This is a genomic window from Actinoplanes sp. NPDC051346 (assembly GCF_040682215.1).
Classification (GTDB): domain Bacteria; phylum Actinomycetota; class Actinomycetes; order Mycobacteriales; family Micromonosporaceae; genus Actinoplanes.
This window is the reverse complement of sequence record NZ_JBFBAJ010000009.1, coordinates 99,660-118,239: the sequence shown is the minus strand read 5'-3', so window position 1 is coordinate 118,239 and position 18,580 is coordinate 99,660. Positions and strand designations below refer to the sequence as shown.

The following is an 18,580-nucleotide window of genomic DNA, read 5'->3' as shown; positions in this document are numbered from 1 at the left end:
GATCGACGGCGGCGATGATGCCACGATTTCTTCCATGCGTTCGGCGTCTCCGGGGCCGTCCCGGCCCCACCCGGCGATCTTTGTCCCGCCTCGCCGCCGGCATCCCGATCATTGGCTGGAGCGGCGCTGTGACGAGGTGATCTCGCCCGCGGTGCGGGCCGTCCTCTGGGACTTCGTGCGCGGGGCGGTCCCCGTGCTGCACCCCGGTGCTTCGGCGCCCGCCGGCGTCGCGAAGTTGTCCGGCCTCAACGACGGCCGCGCCGCAGCCGTCAAGATCGCCATGGTGAGCGTCGAGGGTGCCGGGGTGTGCCTGGTGCTGCGGGCCGGCCCGGGCGAGCCGGACCCGGGCCCCGGCCCGCACCGCCCGTGGCGCCACGACCTCGGGGCCCCGGGCGTCCGAGCGGGTGCGGTGGCCGTCAGTGGCATCGAGCAGGTGGCGCCCGAGGACGTGGCGGGCCTGTTTTCCCAGGCGCCGCTGGTCCGGCCGTGGCTCGTGGTGCGTGCCGCTCTGCCCGAGGCGACCGGCACGCTCCGCGTCGACCCGGGCGACGGGCTGCTGCGCCCGGTGCTGGATTTCACGGTGCTCGCCCTCGACGGGCCCCGGCCGCCGGGGGAGCGTCCGGCTCGCTGCCCGCTCTGCGAGCGCGGACGGGTCCGCCGGTACACCACCTTCGATCTGTGCCCCGACTGCGGCTGGCTCGCCCGAGGTCCCGCTACGCGACGCCACCCTGCTGCCGGGTGACCCCGGCCGCCTCCGCGGGCCCGTCGCTCGCGGCCCGCTGCTGGGGCACGGAGGGGCGGGTGGTGGTTTCCGGCTCGGGCGAGGTCCAGCCGCGGGCCGCCAGCGCGAGGCGGGCCTCGTCGGCGTCGTTCCACTCGACCTTGCCCTGGGCCAGGGCCTGGTACCGCTCGTGCCCCTTGCCCGCGAGGACGATCGTGTCGCCGGGCTCGGCCCGGTCGATGAGCGTGCGCAGGGCCTGCCGGCGGTCGACGTTCACGGAGACGTCGTGGGTCGCGCCCTCGCGCTCCCGGGCGCCGGCGACGATCTCCGTGGCGATCGCCTCGGGGTCCTCGTGCAGCGGGTTGTCCGCCGTCACCATCACCACGTCGGCGAGGCCCGCGGCGACCGCGCCCATGGGCGCGCGGTTGGCCGCGTCGCGGCCTCCGGCGTGCCCGAAGAGCACCATCAGGCGGTTCTTGGTCTGCGGCCGCACCGTCTTCAGCACGGTCGCCAGCGCGTGCGGCGTGTGGGCGAAGTCCACGAACACCTTGAACGGCTGCCCGCTGTCGACGCTCTCCAGGCGGCCGTCCACGGTGGTGACCTCGGCCGCGGCCCGGACCGCCTCCAGGGACACGCCCAGGCCCAGCGCGGTGGTCGCGGCGGCCAGCCAGTTGTAGACGTTGACCCGGCCGGGGATCGCGGAGACGATCTTCTGCTCGCCCCAGGGGGTGACCATGGTGAACGTGGTCTGGTCGGGCTCGCACCGGATGTCGACGGCCCGCACGTCCGCGTCGTTGTCTATGCCGTAGCTCAGGATCCGGCTCGGGCCGTGCTGGCGCATGACGGCCGACGCCGGGTCGTCGGCGTTGACGACGCCGAACCCGCCCGGTGCCTTCCGCGCGACCATCGCGAACAGCTGGGCCTTCGCCGCGGCGTACTCGGGCATGCTGCCGTGGAAGTCGAGGTGCTCGGGCGTCAGGTTGGTGAAGACCGCGACCTGGAAGGTGCATCCGCGTACCCGCTGGAGGGCCAGCGCGTGTGAGCTCACCTCGGCCACCGCCGTGGTGCAGCCGGCGTCCGCCATGCCGGCCAGCATCCGGTGCAGGTCGCCGGCCTCGGGGGTGGTGAAGCCGAAGCCGGCCGGCGGCGCTCCCTCGCCGGCGGTCATCCCGACCGTGCTCAGCCGCCCGGCCCGCTCGCCGTGCGCCTCCAGCGCCGCGTGGATCATGTGCGTCGTGGTGGTCTTGCCGTCCGTGCCGGTCACGCCGATCAGGCGCAGGCGTTCGGGGGCGGGGCCGTACACGGCGGTGGCGAAGTCGGCGAGGGCGGCGCGGGCGGAGGGGACCCGGATGACCACCGTGCCGTCCGGCACGTCGACGGGTCCCTCGGTGACGACGCCGGCGGCGCCGCGCGCGAGCGCGTCGGCGACGAACCGGCGCGCGTCGTAGCGCTCGCCGGGGATGGCGACGAACAGCTCGCCCGCACCCACCCGGCGGGAGTCGTGGGTGACGCCGGAGATCGGACCGTCCGCGTCGCCCTGCTCCAGGCTGGCGGTGGGCACGGCGGCGAGGAGGTGCCGGATGGTCGGATTCGTGGTCATGGGAAGGGAACGCTTCCCGCCCGGTCCGCTGTTGCAGTCAGGGTCGATTTTCACGCTATCCGGCCGCCTTTGTCGAGGGAGGGAGAATCACTCTGCGCCGCGAAACGGGTTTTGTCAGTGATTGGCATCTCCCAAGTGCCCAGATATGCCCGATAGCGTCCGCCGAACGACTGCTTGAACTGGGTGAAGCCGGCCCACGCGTGATCGGGCTGGTCCGCCGGGGCGGCGCCCATGAAGTCGAAGACCGCCTGCCCGCGCTCCTGCGCGTCGAGGACCATGGTCGCGAGCATGGGGCCACCGGGGTGCAGGTTGCGGGCCTCGAGCAGGCTCCCGGAGTGCGCGTAGTACCGCGTGGTGGCGCTGTCGTACACGAGGGCGGCGGCGACCGGCTTGTCGTGGTGCCGGGTGACGTAGATGGTGGCCGCGCCCCGGTCGAGCAGCGCCTTGGCCTGGCGCCGGTAGTAGTCGTCGTTGTGCGGCTGCATGCCGGTGTTGTTGGAGACGTCATGGATCATGTCCAGCACGATCTCGATGTCGGCCACATCGGTGCTGGACGCGATGGTGATGCCCTTCTTGTGCGCGTTGCGGAACCGGTTGCGGTTGTTCGCCGAGAACTCGCTGAAGAGCTCGTCGCGCGTCTTGCGCAGGTCCTGGATCCAGGTCAGCGCGGGCTGCAGGCTGCGGGCCCGGAAGAAGCCGAGCGCCGCGACGTCGTCCTGCGCGACGGGAGCCCACGGCTCCGACCGGATGAACAGCACGTTGTACTTCTCGCCCAGCGCGCGCAGGGCGGCCACCGCGGCGGTGAACGCCTCGAGGTCGTCAGCGACCGGTCCGTACGGGGCGTAGAGGCGGGCGTTCTCCCCGGCCCGTTCGAGGATCGCCATGCACTGCCAGCCCGGTCCCTCGCCGAAGAAGACCTCTCGTCCCTGAGCCTGCTGGAATGCGGCCCAATGGGTGCTTTGCAGGAAATGTGCGTCGCGGTCGGATAATTGCTGGTCCCACGAGTCGCCCGGCATTACGGAGTGCCACGGCCATGATACGTCGAGTGACATCGGAATCCTTCACGAGGCATTGGGAACGCCGACCACCTTAAGGCGGAATCGGCGCCGGATCGGTGCCACCCCTTGTCTGAGCGGAATTTGTGACGCATCGGGCGACACCGCACCGGCCGTCCGGTCGTTATCGGTGATCGCTCAGGCCGGCCGCGCGGCGGTCGATACCAGGGTCATGCTGCGCCGACTCGCCCTCGTGCTCGCCGCCGTCCTCGGGACGGGCGGCCTCGCCACCCCGGCGGCCCCCGCGGCCGCCGCGTCCGGCTCCTGCCTGCCCACCGGCGGCGGTCCGGCCTGCCAGACCTGGACCGGCAGGGTGGTACGCGTCGGCGACGGCGACACGGTCCTGGTCGACATCACCGGCGACGGCCGTGACAACCCGCGCTGGATCCGGCTCGTCAACGTGCAGGCCATGGAGCTGACCGTCTACTCGTCGGTCGCGGCCCGCCGCCGCGGGCAGTGCCACGCCGTGAACGCCGCCGCGCGGGTCGAGCAGCTGATCAGGGCCGGTGGTGGGGTCGTGCGGCTCACCGCGCAGCACGCCTCGAGCTCCAGCAAGAACCGACCGCTGCGCTCCGTACAGGTCCGGATCAACGGGGTGTGGCGCGACATCGGCCTCGACCTGCTGAGCCGCGGGCTGACGCTGTGGCAGCCGTTCAAGGGCGAGTACGCCTGGAACGCGACGTACCGTGCCGCGGAGGCCCGCGCCGCCCAGAACGGCCTCAACCTCTTCGACACCGACGCCTGCGGCAGCGGCCCGTCGCAGCACGCGCCGATCACGGCCTTCGTCAACTACGACGCCGAGGGCCTCGACGACCAGAACCTCAACGGCGAGTACGTCCGCCTCGACAACCCCTCCGCGTCGGCCGTGCCGATCGGCGGCTGGTGGGTGCGCGACTCGGGCCTGCGCCGCTACACGTTCCGCGCGGGCAGCGCGATCCCGGCGGGCGGCTCGGTCTACGTCCACGTCGGCAAGGGCAAAGACACCGCCACCCACAAGTACTGGGGTCTGACCACGCCGGTCTTCGACAACCCGACCGACGACGCGCAGGCGCTGGGCGATGGCGCGTACCTGTTCGATCCGAAGGGCGACATGCGCGCCTGGATGCTGTATCCCGTCGCGGGGACGGTGGGTGACCGCTCGCCGGCCTGACAGGCCCTAAGCTGTGCGGCGACGTACAGGGAGGGACACCATGGTCGAGGTCGCCGGCGAGCGTGAGCGCCTGCCCGGGTCGCGCCCGACCGACGCGCGGTTGCCCCGGGGGCGCCACGACCTGCCCCGGGAGTTCGTCTCGCGCACCCAGCGGGACAGGCTCATCGACGCGATGGCCCGGGTGGTGGCCCAGAAGGGCTATGCGAACGCCTCCCTGACCGAGGTCTGCACCACCGCGGGCGTGTCGACGCGGGCGTTCTACGAGCACTTCGCCGACAAGGAGACGTGCCTGCTCGCGGCCTTCGATCTCGGGATCGTCCTGATGCAGAAGACGGTCGCCGAGGCGTTCGCCCAGCCGGCGGGGTGGCCGCAGCGGATCCACCGCGGGCTCGACACGCTGTTGCGGATCCTCGCCGCCGAGCCCGCGTTCGCGGTGCTCGCGATCGTCGAGGTGCTCGCCGCCGGGCCGCGGGCCCGCGAGCGCCGCCGGCGGCTGCTGGAGGGCTACGTCGGCTTCTTCTCCGAGGTGCCCCGGCGCCCCGGTGCTCCCGAGGTGCCCGACGGCGTCGTGGAGGCCGTCATCAACGGCGTGTACGGCGTCATCTTCGATCTGGTCTCGACGGGTCGGGCGGCGGAGCTTCCGGACCGCCTGCCCGACCTCACCTACTTCGTCCTGGTGCCCTTCCTCGGCCCGACCGTCGCGGCCCGGGTGGCGCTTCCGTCCTAGTTCAGCCTTCGGGCGGCGGCGGGGGAGTGCCGTCCGAGACGGTGATCCGCTGGGTCGGGTCCGTCGTGTCGGCGATCGTGTACTGCGCCCGGAAGGTCGCCGTGGTCGCCCCCGTCGGGCAGGCGAAGCCGCCGGTGACCTGGATCGGAAGGGTGACGCCGCCGGAGAAGTCGAGGACCGGCGGGCCGGCCTCGTCACCCGGGCGCCACGGCCCGCTCACCGTCGCCGGGCCGTCCGGTGCCACCGTGACCGTGCACGAGGCGAGTCCGGTGATCGTGGTGACCACGCCGGCGGCGGGGATGGACATCGTGCCGGTGGCGCCCGCGGGGTCCCACCGCAGTGCGATCGTCCACGGACCGTTGGTGGAGTTGGAGACCGTGCGGGCCGTCGTGAACGGCACGTTGGTCGGGCAGTTGGCGCCGTTGTTGCCGAAGGTCGCCGGGGTGAGCGGTGACGTGACCGGGCCGTCGGGGCTGGTGTTGGCGGGCTCCGCCGGCACCTGGCCGACGGTGCCGGACTGGTTGCACTTCACCGTGGTGTTGCCGACCACGAAGTCCGCGGTCGTGCCGCTCAGCAGCGCGGCGGCGTATTCGTGTCCGGCCGGACCGACGGTGGTGCCCGGGGCGAGCGCGAGGGCGGGTGCCGCCGGCAGCGCGCCGAGGCCGAGTCCGACGGCGGCGGCGACGACGCCCGCACGGATGTGTCGCATCGTGTCTCCTTAGAAGCACTCGTCCTTGCCCCAGTGCAGGGCCAGCTTGAGGTTGCGCAGGTTGAACTCGGCCGCGTTCGTGGACCAGGCGACCTGCTGGAGGTTGGTGATGGTGACCTTGTCGGCCTGCTGGCTGAAGAAGCCCTCGCGGCGCTGCGCCTTCTCGCCGGGGTCGTTCTCCGGCCCCTTGTCGAGGGTGGACGCGTCGCGGCCGATCTCGATGGTCTCGAACCGGGCGTTGCCGTCGAGCTGGGTCATGTCGACGACCATGTTCCGGGCGGTGACCGGCTGCTCGCCGGTGCCCGCGCGGATGACCAGGCTCACCGAGCCGAAGTCGCCGAGGTCGGTGATCACCGACTGGCACAGGTTCTTGATCGTCGCGGTCTTCATGGCCGAGACAGCGACCGGCTCGGGCTTCTGGGACCCGGAGCCGCCGGGGTCGAGGCGGGCGTCGACCGTGCCGTACTGGATGAAGCCGGTCGCCACGAGCTCATCGGCGCTGACCTTGAACTGTTGGCCGGAGACCACGAAGGTCGCCGCCAGCGCGCCGTGGGAGATGAGCGACACCACGCCGGCGGTGGCGACGGCGCTGAGCGCCATCACCACGCCGAAGCGGCGCCAGTTCGTGCGTCCCGGGGATGTCGAAGGGTGATCGGTCACCGTCGTCACTCCGTCCGGAGGAGTCGAGAAAAGGTGGGTTTTCTCAGGTGGCTCGGACGGTAGTCAAGACATTAACAACTGTCAATGAATGGAGGAGGCGGGCCACGAGCGCAGCGCCCACCACCACCGCACGGTCTCCAGCACGGTCAGCCGCTCGCCGAGCCCGGTCAGTTCCTCCAGGCGGCGCAGCCGGTAGCGGACCGTGTTCGGGTGCAGGTGCAGCGCCTCGGCGGTGCGGTCCAGGCGCTGCCCGTGGTCCAGATAGGTCAGGGCCGTCGAGGCGAGCTCGTGGTGGAACTCGTCGCCGGGGTCCAGGCCGCCGAGCAGGCTCTCGCTGAGGAAGCCGGCCAGCATCGGCTGCGCCGCGAGGGCCGTCTCGCCGGCCAGCGCGGTCACGTCGTGCGTCCCGGCCCGGCGGGTCCCGGCTCGGGCGTCACCGCCGGCCGCGCGCAGGGCGGTCAGACACAGGGCGTACGCGGCCGGCGCCCGGCCGAGGGCGACCGCCGGGGTGGTCACCACCAGGGCGGGCGTATCGGGCGCCGGGGACGGGAGCCGGGGCACGAGCCCGGCCAGTCGGCCGCTGACCGGGGCGACGGCCCCGCCGCACCGGGAGAAGGCCCGTTCCAGGTGCCGGATCTGCGCCGGATCGGCGGCGTCGGCGACCAGGCAGTGGTAGCGGCCGTCGGCGCGTACGCCGAAGCGGGCCGGGTCCGGGGCCGGACCGTCGCCGTGCTCGCCCAGCAGCAGCGTGCGCAGCAGGGCGATCCGGGCGTCGCGGTGATCGCGGCGCAGGTCCCGCCGTGCCGCCCGGTACGCCTCGACGACGTGCCGCTCCAGCAGGATCCCGTACCGGTCGAGCCGGAGCAGCGCCTGCATCATCACCTCGGCGGGGATGCCGGCCGCGCGTCCGCGCTCGATCGCGATCTCCAGGATCCGGCCGCGACCGGCGTGCACCCCGGACAGCAGCGCCGCGACCGGCACGCCCAGCGCCGCCCGGCCGGCGCCGAACCGGCACGCCTCGGTGAAGTCCGGCTCGCCGTCGCGGGTGAAGGCGACGAACCCGGCGGTGAGCAGCGCGGCCACCGCCTGCCGGATCTCCGCCGACGGCCGCCGGGTGGCCTCGGGAAACGCCGCGCGGACCGCGCGGACCACCTCGTCGACGAGGTGGGGATCGGCTGCCAGGTCGTCCACGAGCGCCGCGAGGGCGTCGTCGCGCGGTTGTGGTCGGTGCACAACGGGCGGCTGCGGCATTGGTTCCCGTCCTCTACCGGCACGGGGGACATTCATTGTTCCCTATGCGTTACCGCAAAGTAACATTTGCGGGGCGTCCGGCGGAACACCCACCGCGTCCCGCCCGTCCGCCGGAGGCGTCGTGAGCGCTGCGTCCGTACCGAAGAAGACCCGGGCTCTGGTCGCCCTCCTGCTCGCGGTGTCCGTCGGCGCCGTGCCGGCCCCGACCCCCGCGGCCGCGACCCCCGCGCTGCGCGAGGTCATGTTCGTCGGCAACAACTGGGACGGGACCGTGGACGTCATCGAGGCCCGCGGCGACTTCGCACCCGTCGGCCGGATCAACGTCGTGCCCGACCGGCTCGAACGGCTCCGGGAGATCTACACGGACCCGATCAAGCTCGTCTTCTTCCTCGGCGTGCGGTACAGCTCCGGCGAGGGCCACGACCAGCTGGTCGACGACATGTACGCCACCCCGGACGGTGACGCGCTGGTGGTCTCGCGCCCCAGCTTCGCCGACGTGGTCTCGATCGACCTGACCACCGGGGCGGTCCGGTGGCGTTTCGGGGTATCCGGGTTCCGCAGCGACCACATGGCCGTCTCTCCCGACGGCCGTTCCGTCGCGGTCTCGGCCTCGACCTCCAACACCGTGCACGTGCTGGACATCGTCACCGGCCGCGAGCTGGGCTCGTTCGGCACCGGCGACCAGCCGCACGAAAACCTCTACACCGGCGGCGGACGGCAGCTGTGGAACATGTCGATCGGCGCGGTCACGACCTCGCTCGACGACCCGTCGCAGGACTGGACCAAGGGCGACCGGCACATCACGATCGCCGACCCGAGGACCTTCCAGACCGTACGCACCATCGACATGCGCCCGCGCCTCGACGCCTTCGGCCGTCCCGACCTGAACGACGCCGTCCGCCCGGCCGTCTTCACCCCCGACGAGTCCACCCTGTATTTCCAGCTGTCCTTCCTCGGCGGCGTCGTGGAGTACGACGTGGCGGCCGACCGCATCACCCGGATCCGCGAGTTCCCCAAGAGTCCGACGACCAATGAGGACCGCACCACCTGGGTGAACGACTCCCGCCACCACGGGCTGTCGATGAGCCCCGACGGCGCCAAACTGTGCGTGGCCGGCACCGTCGACGACTACGCCACGATCGTCGACCGGGCCACGCTGGCGCCCGGGGAGCTGGTCGGCGCGAGCAAGCCGTACTGGGCGACGGTCAGCGGCGACGGGCAGAGCTGCGTGATCTCGGAGTCCGGCGCCGACCGGGTGACGGCGATCAGCTTCGCGACCGGCCGCCGGGTCGCCACCGTCGCCGTCGGCGACCACCCGCAGCGGGTCCGGATCGGCCACATCCCGACGATCTGGACGCCGCCCACCGCGAGGTGATGTGCTTCGATCCATGAGCGACGAGCGGGTCACCAACTGGGCGGGCACCATCGCCTACAGCGCGCGCCGGTTCCACGAGCCGGACACCGTCGAGCGGGTGCGGGACCTGGTGGCGGCCGGGGGGCCGGTCAAGGTGCTCGGCAGCGGGCACTCCTTCAACCACATGGCGGACACCGCCGGCGACCTGATCTCGCTGGCCGGCCTGCCGCGCGTCGTCGAGATCGGCCCGGACCGCGCGTCGGTGCGGATCGACGGGGGCATCCGCTATGGCGAGCTCGCCGCGAGGCTGCACGCCGAGGGTCTCGCCCTGCACAACCTGGCGTCGCTGCCGCACATCTCGGTCGCCGGCGCCGTCGCGACGGCCACCCACGGCTCGGGCACCCGGCACGCCAACCTCGCCGCCGCCGTCTCGGCGATCGAGCTGATCCGAGGCGACGGTACGGCGGTCACCCTGCGCCGCGACACCGACGGCTTCGCGGGCGCGGTCGTGCATCTGGGGGCGCTGGGCGTCATCACCGCGCTGACCCTCGACGTCGAGCCCGCCTACGAGATCCGCCAGTACGTCTACGACGACCTGCCCCGCGCCGCGCTAGAGGCCCACCTGCCGGAGATCCTCGACGACGGCTACAGCGTCAGCCTCTTCACGACCTGGACCAGTCCCGACATCGAGATGGTCTGGCTCAAGCGGCGCGAGCCGATGCCCTCCGGCGACTTCCACGGCGCCCGCCGTGCCACCGCGCAGCGCCACCCGGTCCCGGGCATGGCGGCGCGCAACAGCACCGACCAGTCCGGTGAGCCCGGACCGTGGCACACCCGGCTGCCGCATTTCCGGATGGAGTTCACCCCGAGCAGTGGCGAGGAGCTCCAGTCGGAATACCACGTGCCGCGCGACCGCGCCCTCGAGGCGATCGACGCCCTCCAGGCGATCGGCGAGCGGGTCGCGCCGGTCCTCCAGGTCTGCGAGCTGCGTACGGTCGCGGCCGACGCGCTGTGGCTGAGCCCGAACTACCGACGCGACTCGTTCGCCCTGCACTTCACCTGGATCGCCGACGCGGACGCGGTCCTGCCGGCGGTGGCGCGGGTGGAGGAGGCGCTGGCCCCGCTCGACCCGCGCCCGCACTGGGGCAAGGTCTACACCATCGATCCGGATACCGTACGCGGCCGGTACGAGCGCTTCGCCGACTTCGTGGCACTGGCCGGCGAGCACGACCCGGACGGCGTCTTCCGCAACCCGTGGCTGGACGAACTGCTCGGCTGAGCTCAGGAGGCCTTGGGCTGCGCGCGCTGCCAGCGGGGCGCCGGCAGGTTCTCCGGGTCCAGCTTCTTGCGCGGCGGGCGCACCGAGGCCGGCCCCCGGTTCGGCAACGACAGGCGGATGATCTTCGCCCAGGCCGAGGCGACCTGCTTCGGCATCGGGCCGGTCACGTACTTCAGGTCGTACTTCTCGAACAGCGCACGGACCTTCGGCGCGATCTCCTGGTAGCGGTTGCTCGGCAGGTCGGGGAAGAGGTGGTGCTCGATCTGGTGCGACAGGTTGCCGGTCATGATGTGCAACAGCTTGCTGCCGCTGATGTTGGCCGAGCCGAGCATCTGCCGCAGGTACCACTCGCCGCGGGTCTCGCCCTCGATCGACATCCGCTCGAAGGTCTCGACGCCGTTCGGGAAGTGGCCGCACATGATGACCGAGTGCGTCCACAGGTTGCGGATGATGTTGGCGGTGAAGTTCGCGGCCATCGTGTGCAGGAACGACGGCCCGGACAGCGCCGGGTGCACGACGTAGTCCTTCAGCATCTGCTTGCCGATCTTGCGGCGGACCTGCTTCAGCCGGGCCTTGAACTCCGGCGAGCGGCGGCGCTTCTTCGACTTGAGGTTGCGGCCCAGCTCCAGGTCGTACGCGGCGATGCCGTACTCGAAGAAGACGGCGTTGACGAAGTTGTAGAACGGCTGGCCCAGGTAGGCCGGGGTCCACGGCTGGTCCTCGTCGACGCGCATGATGCCGTACCCGAGGTCGTTGTCCTTGCCGACCACGTTCGTGTACGTGTGGTGCAGCTCGTTGTGCGAGTGCTTCCACTGCTCGGCCGGGGTGGCGCTGTCCCACTCCCAGGTCGACGAGTGGATCTTCGGGTCCCGCATCCAGTCCCACTGGCCGTGCAGGATGTTGTGCCCGACCTCCATGTTGTCGAGGATCTTGGCGACCGACAGCCCGGCCGTGCCCACCAGCCAGGCCGGCGGGAAGATCGAGAACAGCAGCACCACCCGGCTGCCCAGCTCCAGCCGGCGCTGGATGGCGATCATCCTGCGGATGTACTTCGCGTCGTTCTCGCCCCGGCTCGCGATCACCTCGTCACGGATCGCGTCGAGTTCGATCCCGAGCTGCTCGATGTCCTCGGGCGTCAGGTGCGCGATCGGGCTGTCCTTCTTGCGCTGCAACGTGGTCATGGTGATCCTCTTCTACAGCTCGATACGGCACGGGCCGGCGGCCGCGTTGATGCAGGTCTGAACGAGAATGGAGTCGCCGGGCTCGGCGACGGTGAGGCTGCCGTCGCGCAGGTCGCGCACGGCGCCCTCCCGCAGCGGCAGCACGCATTTGAAACAGATGCCCATGCGGCACCCGGACGGCATGATCACGCCCGCGGCCTCGCCGGCGTCCAGCAGCGGTTCCCCGCCGCCGGCCGAGACCGTCTTTCCGGTACGGGTGAAGGTCACGTCCCCGCCGCCGGCGTCGTCCGCCACCACCGTGGGACGGAACCGCTCGGTGCGCAGGCGGGAGCGGGCACCGGCCTGCTCCCAGTGCTCCTCGAGGTCGTCGAGCAGCGAATTGGGCCCACAGGCCCAGGTGTCGCGCTCGAAGAGGTCGGGCACCAGTTCGTCGAGGTCGGCCGGCTTGATCCGGCCGTCGGTCCGGGTGTGCCGTTCCACCAGACGGATCCGACCCTGCGCGGCCAGAGCCCGCAGGTCGGCGCCGAAGACCACGTCGTCGGCGGCACGCGCCGAGTGCACGACCACCACGTCGGCGAGCTCGTGCAGGCGGCTGCGCAGCATGCCCATGACCGGGGTGATCCCGCTGCCGGCCGTCACGAACAGCACCTTGGCCGGGGCGACGGCGGGCAGCGTGAACTCGCCGTCGGGCAGGTCGAGATGCAGGATCATGCCCGTCCGCGCCCGGCGCACCAGCTCGGTGCTCACCGCGCCGCCCGGGACCGCGTTGACGGTGACGGTGAACCGGTCGTCACCCCGCCGGCCGGCCGGCCGGGCCGCGCTGGTGATCGAGTACGAGCGCCAGAGGCGTACGCCGTCGACGTCGACGCCGAGCCGGACATACTGACCGGGCGTGTGCGGCCGCCAGCCGACGCCGGGGCGCAGGGTCAACGTCACACTGTTCGACGTCTCGGCCTGGACGCCGACGATCTTCGCGCGCAGCACCGAACGGTTGCGCAGGGGAACGATCGCGTCGAGGTGGTCGGCAGGGACAAGCGGCGTCGTGATCAACTCGACGACCCGCCAGGCCCCGGTTCGCAGGGTCCGCGTGAGAGCCATCACCCAAGCCTGCTGTGGCGGGGGAACGAACGCATGACCTGACGAAGTGAATCGCGCGGCGGATATTATGCGCGGAGGACAACATCGCGCGGTGAAACCCGGAGAGACCATGAACGAAGCGCTACCCGACGTTCGCGACTTCCGGCTCGCCGAGGACATCGTCGCCCCGCTGCGCCAGCGGCTGCCCGAGGTCGCGGTCCAGACGATCGGCGCCATCACCGCGACCGTCCCGGCGTACGCGGAGGCCTTCGCGGGCGAACTCGGCGCCAAGATCGAGAAGGCGGTCCGGGCCGCCCTCGGCACGTTCCTCAACCTCGTCTCCCGGGCGGCCGGCCCCGACCCCGGCTCACCGCTGGCCCCGGCGATCGAGGCGGCGTACGCCCTGGGCCGCGGCGAGGCCCGCTCCGGCCGCAGCCTCGACGCCCTGCTCGGGGCGTACCGGGTCGGTGCCCGCGTCGCCTGGCGTCAGTTCGCCGCCATCAGCGTCAGCACCGGCCAGCCCGCCACCACGATCGCCCGCTTCGCCGAACTGGTCTTCGCCTACATCGACGAGCTGTCGGCGGCCAGCGTCGCCGGCCACGCCGACGAACTGGCCTCCTCCGGCCGGGCCCGCCGCCGCCAGCTCGAACTGCTCGCCCAGGCCCTGGTCGCGGGCGACCCCCCGGAAGTGGTGATCGCCGCCGCGGAACGCGCCGAATGGCCCCCACCGCAGACCCTGACCGCCGTCCTTGTCCCCGAGCGCTCCGCCCGCTCGATGGCCGACCTGTTCGACGCCCGCACGCTCCAGGTGGCCGAAGCGGGCCCGGAGCTCCCGGAAACCGCGGTGCTCCTGGTCCCGGAGGCACAGGGCCCCTCCCGCGCCCACCTCATCCGGCTCCTCGCCGGCCGGGGTGCCATCGTCGGCCCGGCCCGCCCCTGGCTACGCGCCCGAGACTCGCTCACCCGGGCGATCCGCGTCTCCCGCATGGACCTCCGCACTCCCGCGGGCGCCGTCGTCGACACGGAGGACCATCTGCTCGCCCTGGTCGTCACGGCGGACCTCCAGGCCCTCGCCGACCTGCGCGACCGGGTGCTGGCCCCGCTGTCCGCGGAACGGGCCGCAACGGGTGCCAAACTGGTCGAAACCCTACGAAGCTGGCTCCTCCATCAGGGTCGGCGCGAGGACGTCGCCGCGGAACTGTTCGTCCACCCACAGACCGTGCGTTACCGCATGTCCCGCCTCCGCGAGCTCTACGGCGACCGCCTCCGCGACCCCCAATGGCTCCTCATGCTCACCCTGGCCCTGGCCACCCCGCAGCCGGAGTAGGCCCTCGGCCTCGTGTCTCTATGTTGCTTACATAGCGACAAGTGAGAGTAGAGTGTTGTTATGTTAGCGACATCGCAGCACCATGATCTTCGTTAGTCCCACGTTGACCGCGGAGGACCGCGTGGTCCTCGCCGAGATTCATGAGATGCGGCGACAGTTGGCGAGCGTTCTGCGGGCCCCCCGCCGCTGGCAGGGCGGCCTGCGGCGCACGATGCTCGCCCGGGCGATTCAGGGATCGAACAGCATCGAGGGCTATGTCGTCGACGAGGACGACGCCGCCGCGGCCCTCGACGACGAGGAGCCGCTGAGCGCGGACGAGCGCACGTGGGCGGAGATCCGCGGATACCGGCAGGCGCTCGGCTACGTCCTCCAGATGGCCGGCGATCCGCACTTCAGGACCGACACCTCGGCGTTGCGGGGCATGCACTACATGATGCTCGCGCACGACCTGGGCAAGAGCCCCGGCCAGTATCGCACCGGCACGATCTACGTTTATGACGACAAAAGCGGACTCATTGTCTACGAAGGCCCGGACGTCGGCAGGGTCCCCGCGCTGATGGAGGAACTGGCGTCCAGCGTGCAGGAGGATTCTGGCGTCGACCCTCTGGTCCGCGGCGCGATGGCACATCTCAACCTCGTCATGATCCATCCGTTCCGTGACGGCAACGGCCGGATGGCCCGGGCTCTGCAGACTCTGACGATCGCCCGGCAAACCATCCTCGAGCCGCCGTTCTCGAGCATCGAGGAATGGCTCGGGCACAACACCGAGGACTACTACCGGGTGCTTGCGATCACCGGCCAGGGTTCGTGGCAGCCCCGCCCCGACGCGAACCTGTGGGCCGCCTTCAATCTCCGCGCACACCACATGCAGGCGCAGACCGTCGCGCAGCGGGTGGATGAGGCCTCCCAGATCTGGGGTGAGCTCGACCAGCTCATCGGCGCTGACCGGCTGCCCGAGCGGATGACGGGCATGCTCTATGAGGCAGTCCTCGGCTACCGGGTCCGGCGTTCCGGATACATGAAGATGACCGGCGTCGAAAGACACACCGCCACGCGCGACTTTGGCCGTTTGGCGGACCTTGGGCTGCTGCGTCCACATGGGGAAACCCGTGGCCGGCACTACCTGGCTGGCCAGCGGCTGAGCGAGCTCCGCGAGGAGTGCCGCCGGCGGCGCCGGGCCATCGTCGACCCGTACCCCTGGATGCGAGCCCGTCTGTCCGAGGCCGGCTGACAGCGTGCCTACTCGCGGGCGCCGGCTGACTCGATGGGACGCGTCCGCAGGGCGCCGACCGCGGAGAGCATGGCAGCCACGACGGCCACCACCGCGCACGCCGCCAGTGTCGCGCCGAGTGTCTGCCAGGGCAGGACGATCGGAGACCGAACCGACAGCGCCGCCAGTGAACCCCAGATGCCCAGCAGGTTCAGCGCCGTCACGATCGAGCCGAGCACGGCGCCGACCACGACGACCGTCAGCGCCTCCGCGCCGACGAGCACGAGGATCTGCCGCTTGGTGGCACCGGTGAGCCGCAGCGTCGCGAGGTCGGGTGCACGGTCCGAGGTCCCCATCACCATGGTGTTGGCCAGCGCGATCCCGGTGTAGACCAGGGTGATGCCGAGGACCACCGCGTAGCCGACCCGGGTCTGGCGGCTGACGCTCGGGTCGGCCGCCTCGATCCACTGCGCCCGGGTCAGCACCCGCGCCCCGATGGGCTCGAGGGCGGCCCGGACGGCGGCGTCGCCGGCGACGCGGTCGGCCCCGGGAGCCCAGGTCACGTCGAGGCGGTCCGGTGCCACGTCCCGGGCGTGGTGCCGGGTCAGGTAGACGCCGTTGTCGCCCGTACCGGCGGCGATCACGGCGGCGATCCGCAGCGATGTTCTGGTGCCGTCGCCCAGCCACACGTCGACCCGCTCACCGACGGTGTGCTGCGCCCACTCGGTGTTGACGACGATGCTCGTGTCGTCGAGGCCGTCGAGGCTGCCGGCCTCCACCGGAAGGGTGCGCGCGCCGGACAACCCCCGGGCGTCGACCGCCCGGGCGTCCGAGCGGATCAGGGCGTGGCCGTCCTCGAGCCGGTAGACGGCGGTGGTGGCGCTGACCATGACCGTGGCGCCCGGCACCGCGCGGATCCGCGCCACCGTACGGTCGTCGAAGCCGGCGCTCGTGTCGTCCGCCCGCACGACGAGGTCGGCCCTGGTCTGTTCGCGGATCTCGGCGGCCTTCGCCTCGTCGATGGTCGCCGTCGCGCCCAGCAGCGAGCCGGCCAGCGCGACGGTGACGAGGACCGGCGCCGCGACCGCCGCCGTGCGCCGCACGCCCGCCGCGGCGTTCTGGAGGACCAGCATGCCGGTAGCGCCGGGCAGTTGGGCAGGCGGCCACGCCAGCAGCCGGGTCAACGGCCGGACGAGGATCGGCGCGAGCAGAGCGACCGCCGTGATCAGCAGCATCGGCTGGGTGGTGTAGGTCTTGCGGTGCAGTGCGTCGCCGGGGTCGGCTAGGAGCCGCCACACGAGCATGCCCACGCCGGTGGCGAGCAGACCGACGCCGAAGAGCCACCGGCCCGGCGTCATGGCCTTGTCGATCGACGCCTCGCGCAGTGCCTCGACCGCGCGGATGCGCCCGGCCCGGACGGTGGCGACCGTGACGCCGGCCAGCGCCACCAGCAGCCCGGTCCAGAACGCCACCTGGTAGGGCCAGGTGTGTGCCCCGATGGTGAACCAGGACGGCGCGAGCTTCTCGTCCACGAGGAGGCCGGCGAGGATCGGGGCGCCGTGGGAGCCGAGCACACATCCGGTGGCCGAGGCCAGCACTCCCACCACCGCCGCCTCGATGACCAGCATCCGGCGGATCTGTCGCGGGGTCGCCCCGGCGGTGCGCAGGAGGCCGATGTCGCGGCGCCGCTGGGCCACGGCGAACGCGAAGGTCGACGCGACCACGAAGACGCAGACGAAGGTGGTGACGCCGCCCGCGGTGCCGAGCAGCGCGTTCATGGCGATCAGGGCGTCGCGGTCGCGGTCGGGATCCGGGTCGGCCCGGCGCCGGTCGTCGCCGGTGAGGACCTGGACGTCCGCGCCGGGCCCGACCAGGGTACGGACCAACTCGGGTGCCGCCTCCACGACGAGGTGGTCTATCCGCGGCGAGAGCCTCGCGGCCTCGGCGTCGGAAAAGAACAGCGCCCGCTCGAAGCGCACCGGCGCGACGACACCCGCGACCGTCCGCGTGCTCACGCCCGCTGGGGTGCGCACCCGCACCGCCGTGCCGACCAGCGCCGGCGATCCGGCGAGCACGACCTCGCCGGCGCGGGGCTCGTGCCCGGCGTTGAGCCGGTAACCGCCGAAGGTCGCGACCGACCACGGGTGCCCGACGAGCGTGTCGTCGCCGTCGCGCCTGCTCACGCGGACGGGGAAGGATCGGTCGGCGACCGTACGGGCCTTCGCGGCCAGCGCCTTCGCCACCTCGGGCGCGACGCCACGGGGCCGGGCGAGGGGCTGTTTGCGTTCTCCGATCGGCGACGGCACCCGCAGTTCGTCGGCACCGCGGACCACGACGGCCGCGCCGGCGAACCGCTCAGGCTCGCGCGCCGGGGCTTCCCACGTCGACGCCAGCCCGAGACCCATGGTGGCGATCAGCGCCACGCCCAGCGCGAGCGCGACGAAGGTGCCCACGAGTGTCACCCAGCGGGTCCGCAGGGTGCGGAGGGTCACGGTCAGCACGCGACGGTCTCCATCCGGGTCATGCGGGCGGCGATGGACTCCGCGGAGGGCGCCGTCAGTTCACCGTGGAGGCGTCCGTCGGCGAGGAAGACGACGCGGTCGGCGTACGACGCCGCGACCGGGTCGTGGGTGACCATCACGATGGTCTGCCGCTGCTCGTCGACCATCGCGCGCAGCATCCGCAGCACCTCGCGGCCCGTCGTGGAGTCGAGCGCCCCGGTGGGTTCGTCGCCGAAGAGGACGTCCGGGTGGGTGATCAGGGCGCGGGCGATCGCGACCCGCTGCTGCTGGCCGCCGGACATCTCACCGGGGCGGTGCCTCGCGCGGCCCGCGAGCCCGACGCGGGCCAGCACGTCCTGTACCTCCGAGCGCCCCGGGCGGCGTCCGCCGAGCCGCAACGGCAGCGCGACGTTCTGCTCGGCGGTCAGTGCCGGCAGGAGGTTGAAGGACTGGAACACGAAGCCGATGCGCTGGCGGCGCAGCAGTGTCAGTTTCGTCTCGCTGAGGGCCGTCAGGTCGGTCTCGCCGAGCAGCACCGAGCCGGAGGTGGGCCGGTCGAGGCCGGCCGCACAGTGCAGCAGTGTCGACTTTCCGGACCCGGAGGGGCCCATGACTGCGGTGAAGGTGCCCTCGGTGAAGGAGAGGGAGAGGTCGTCGAGTGCGGTCACCGCGTCGTCCGCCGAACCATAGGACCGGGAGACGGAGCGGAGCCGGATCGCGTCACGGATCATGGAATCAACCCTGGTCCGCGGCGCGGCCGGGCACACTCCCCTCCAGG

General features: G+C 72.0%; 16 protein-coding genes. 7 read left to right on the top strand and 9 right to left on the bottom strand.

The window, feature by feature from the left end:
- Nucleotides 1-34 precede the first annotated feature (34 nt).
- A complete protein-coding gene (locus AB0M36_RS22815) occupies nt 35-742 on the top strand; it encodes a hypothetical protein (protein WP_364160606.1) in 708 nt (235 codons plus the stop codon).
- Here the strand turns inward: AB0M36_RS22815 and AB0M36_RS22810 are convergent.
- Nucleotides 714-2,321: a UDP-N-acetylmuramoyl-L-alanyl-D-glutamate--2,6-diaminopimelate ligase gene (locus AB0M36_RS22810; RefSeq protein WP_364160604.1), complete on the bottom strand. Its 1,608-nt coding sequence runs from the start codon at nt 2,319-2,321 to the stop codon at nt 714-716. The genes AB0M36_RS22815 and AB0M36_RS22810 overlap by 29 nt on opposite strands.
- A gap of 50 nt (nt 2,322-2,371) precedes the next feature.
- Nucleotides 2,372-3,373 carry a peptidoglycan bridge formation glycyltransferase FemA/FemB family protein gene (locus tag AB0M36_RS22805; protein WP_364160602.1) on the bottom strand — a complete coding sequence of 334 codons (1,002 nt, stop codon included), beginning with the start codon at nt 3,371-3,373 and terminating at the stop codon, nt 2,372-2,374.
- A 133-nt stretch (nt 3,374-3,506) separates the two neighbouring features.
- On the opposite strand from AB0M36_RS22805, the gene AB0M36_RS22800 reads away from it, so the two are divergent.
- Together AB0M36_RS22800 and AB0M36_RS22795 are read left to right on the top strand one after the other, a co-directional pair.
- A complete protein-coding gene (locus tag AB0M36_RS22800; protein WP_364160600.1) occupies nt 3,507-4,526 on the top strand; it encodes a lamin tail domain-containing protein in 1,020 nt (339 codons plus the stop codon).
- A 40-nt stretch (nt 4,527-4,566) separates the two neighbouring features.
- Entirely contained in the window at nt 4,567-5,253 is a 687-nt protein-coding gene (locus AB0M36_RS22795; RefSeq protein ID WP_364160598.1) for a TetR/AcrR family transcriptional regulator, read from the top strand.
- Between the two features lies 1 nt (nt 5,254).
- Here the strand turns inward: AB0M36_RS22795 and AB0M36_RS22790 are convergent, their stop codons facing one another.
- The 3 genes from AB0M36_RS22790 to AB0M36_RS22780 form a co-directional block, all read right to left on the bottom strand.
- On the bottom strand, nt 5,255-5,962 hold the full coding sequence (locus AB0M36_RS22790; RefSeq protein ID WP_364160596.1) for a hypothetical protein: 708 nt from the start codon (nt 5,960-5,962) through the stop codon (nt 5,255-5,257).
- 9 nt (nt 5,963-5,971) lie between these two features.
- Nucleotides 5,972-6,622: a DUF6230 family protein gene (locus tag AB0M36_RS22785; RefSeq protein ID WP_364160594.1), complete on the bottom strand. Its 651-nt coding sequence runs from the start codon at nt 6,620-6,622 to the stop codon at nt 5,972-5,974.
- A gap of 81 nt (nt 6,623-6,703) precedes the next feature.
- A complete protein-coding gene (locus tag AB0M36_RS22780) occupies nt 6,704-7,873 on the bottom strand; it encodes a helix-turn-helix domain-containing protein (protein ID WP_364160592.1) in 1,170 nt (389 codons plus the stop codon).
- Between the two features lie 241 nt (nt 7,874-8,114).
- On the opposite strand from AB0M36_RS22780, the gene AB0M36_RS22775 reads away from it, so the two are divergent.
- The gene (locus AB0M36_RS22775) at nt 8,115-9,248 is read left to right on the top strand and encodes a YncE family protein (protein ID WP_364161056.1); all 1,134 of its coding nucleotides are present in this window, start codon (nt 8,115-8,117) and stop codon (nt 9,246-9,248) included.
- A 13-nt stretch (nt 9,249-9,261) separates the two neighbouring features.
- Nucleotides 9,262-10,506 (top strand): D-arabinono-1,4-lactone oxidase, encoded by a 1,245-nt coding sequence (locus AB0M36_RS22770; RefSeq protein ID WP_364160590.1) that lies wholly within the window; start codon nt 9,262-9,264, stop codon nt 10,504-10,506.
- Between the two features lie 2 nt (nt 10,507-10,508).
- Here AB0M36_RS22770 and AB0M36_RS22765 read toward each other — a convergent pair whose 3' ends face one another.
- The gene (locus AB0M36_RS22765) at nt 10,509-11,687 is read right to left on the bottom strand and encodes an acyl-CoA desaturase (protein ID WP_364160588.1); all 1,179 of its coding nucleotides are present in this window, start codon (nt 11,685-11,687) and stop codon (nt 10,509-10,511) included.
- Nucleotides 11,688-11,699: 12 nt separating this feature from the next.
- A complete protein-coding gene (locus AB0M36_RS22760; RefSeq protein WP_364160586.1) occupies nt 11,700-12,785 on the bottom strand; it encodes a ferredoxin reductase in 1,086 nt (361 codons plus the stop codon).
- Between the two features lie 109 nt (nt 12,786-12,894).
- Here AB0M36_RS22760 and AB0M36_RS22755 point away from each other — a divergent pair, with 109 nt between their 5' ends.
- On the top strand, nt 12,895-14,091 hold the full coding sequence (locus AB0M36_RS22755) for a helix-turn-helix domain-containing protein (protein ID WP_364160584.1): 1,197 nt from the start codon (nt 12,895-12,897) through the stop codon (nt 14,089-14,091).
- 82 nt (nt 14,092-14,173) lie between these two features.
- Nucleotides 14,174-15,322, top strand: a complete 1,149-nt coding sequence (locus AB0M36_RS22750; protein ID WP_364160582.1) for a Fic family protein — start codon at nt 14,174-14,176, stop codon at nt 15,320-15,322.
- Nucleotides 15,323-15,330: 8 nt separating this feature from the next.
- Here AB0M36_RS22750 and AB0M36_RS22745 read toward each other — a convergent pair whose 3' ends face one another.
- A complete protein-coding gene (locus AB0M36_RS22745; protein ID WP_364160580.1) occupies nt 15,331-17,802 on the bottom strand; it encodes an FtsX-like permease family protein in 2,472 nt (823 codons plus the stop codon).
- Nucleotides 17,796-18,533, bottom strand: coding sequence for an ABC transporter ATP-binding protein (locus tag AB0M36_RS22740; RefSeq protein WP_364160578.1), 738 nt, complete (start codon nt 18,531-18,533; stop codon nt 17,796-17,798). Before AB0M36_RS22740 ends, AB0M36_RS22745 begins: the two co-directional genes overlap by 7 nt.
- Between the last annotated feature and the right edge of the window lie 47 nt (nt 18,534-18,580).

Excerpts from the sequence above, each read along its gene's own strand:
- AB0M36_RS22760 (WP_364160586.1), bottom strand. The coding sequence starts at position 12,785 with ATGGCTCTCACGCGGACCCTGCGAACCGGGGCCTGGCGGGTCGTCGAG.
- AB0M36_RS22740 (WP_364160578.1), bottom strand. The coding sequence starts at position 18,533 with ATGATCCGTGACGCGATCCGGCTCCGCTCCGTCTCCCGGTCCTATGGT.
- AB0M36_RS22780 (WP_364160592.1), bottom strand. The coding sequence starts at position 7,873 with ATGCCGCAGCCGCCCGTTGTGCACCGACCACAACCGCGCGACGACGCC.
- AB0M36_RS22765 (WP_364160588.1), bottom strand. The coding sequence starts at position 11,687 with ATGACCACGTTGCAGCGCAAGAAGGACAGCCCGATCGCGCACCTGACG.
- AB0M36_RS22750 (WP_364160582.1), top strand. The coding sequence starts at position 14,174 with ATGATCTTCGTTAGTCCCACGTTGACCGCGGAGGACCGCGTGGTCCTC.
- AB0M36_RS22755 (WP_364160584.1), top strand. The coding sequence starts at position 12,895 with ATGAACGAAGCGCTACCCGACGTTCGCGACTTCCGGCTCGCCGAGGAC.
- AB0M36_RS22795 (WP_364160598.1), top strand. The coding sequence starts at position 4,567 with ATGGTCGAGGTCGCCGGCGAGCGTGAGCGCCTGCCCGGGTCGCGCCCG.
- AB0M36_RS22805 (WP_364160602.1), bottom strand. The coding sequence starts at position 3,373 with ATGTCACTCGACGTATCATGGCCGTGGCACTCCGTAATGCCGGGCGAC.
- AB0M36_RS22775 (WP_364161056.1), top strand. The coding sequence starts at position 8,115 with ATGTTCGTCGGCAACAACTGGGACGGGACCGTGGACGTCATCGAGGCC.
- AB0M36_RS22770 (WP_364160590.1), top strand. The coding sequence starts at position 9,262 with ATGAGCGACGAGCGGGTCACCAACTGGGCGGGCACCATCGCCTACAGC.
- AB0M36_RS22815 (WP_364160606.1), top strand. The coding sequence starts at position 35 with ATGCGTTCGGCGTCTCCGGGGCCGTCCCGGCCCCACCCGGCGATCTTT.
- AB0M36_RS22810 (WP_364160604.1), bottom strand. The coding sequence starts at position 2,321 with ATGACCACGAATCCGACCATCCGGCACCTCCTCGCCGCCGTGCCCACC.
- AB0M36_RS22790 (WP_364160596.1), bottom strand. The coding sequence starts at position 5,962 with ATGCGACACATCCGTGCGGGCGTCGTCGCCGCCGCCGTCGGACTCGGC.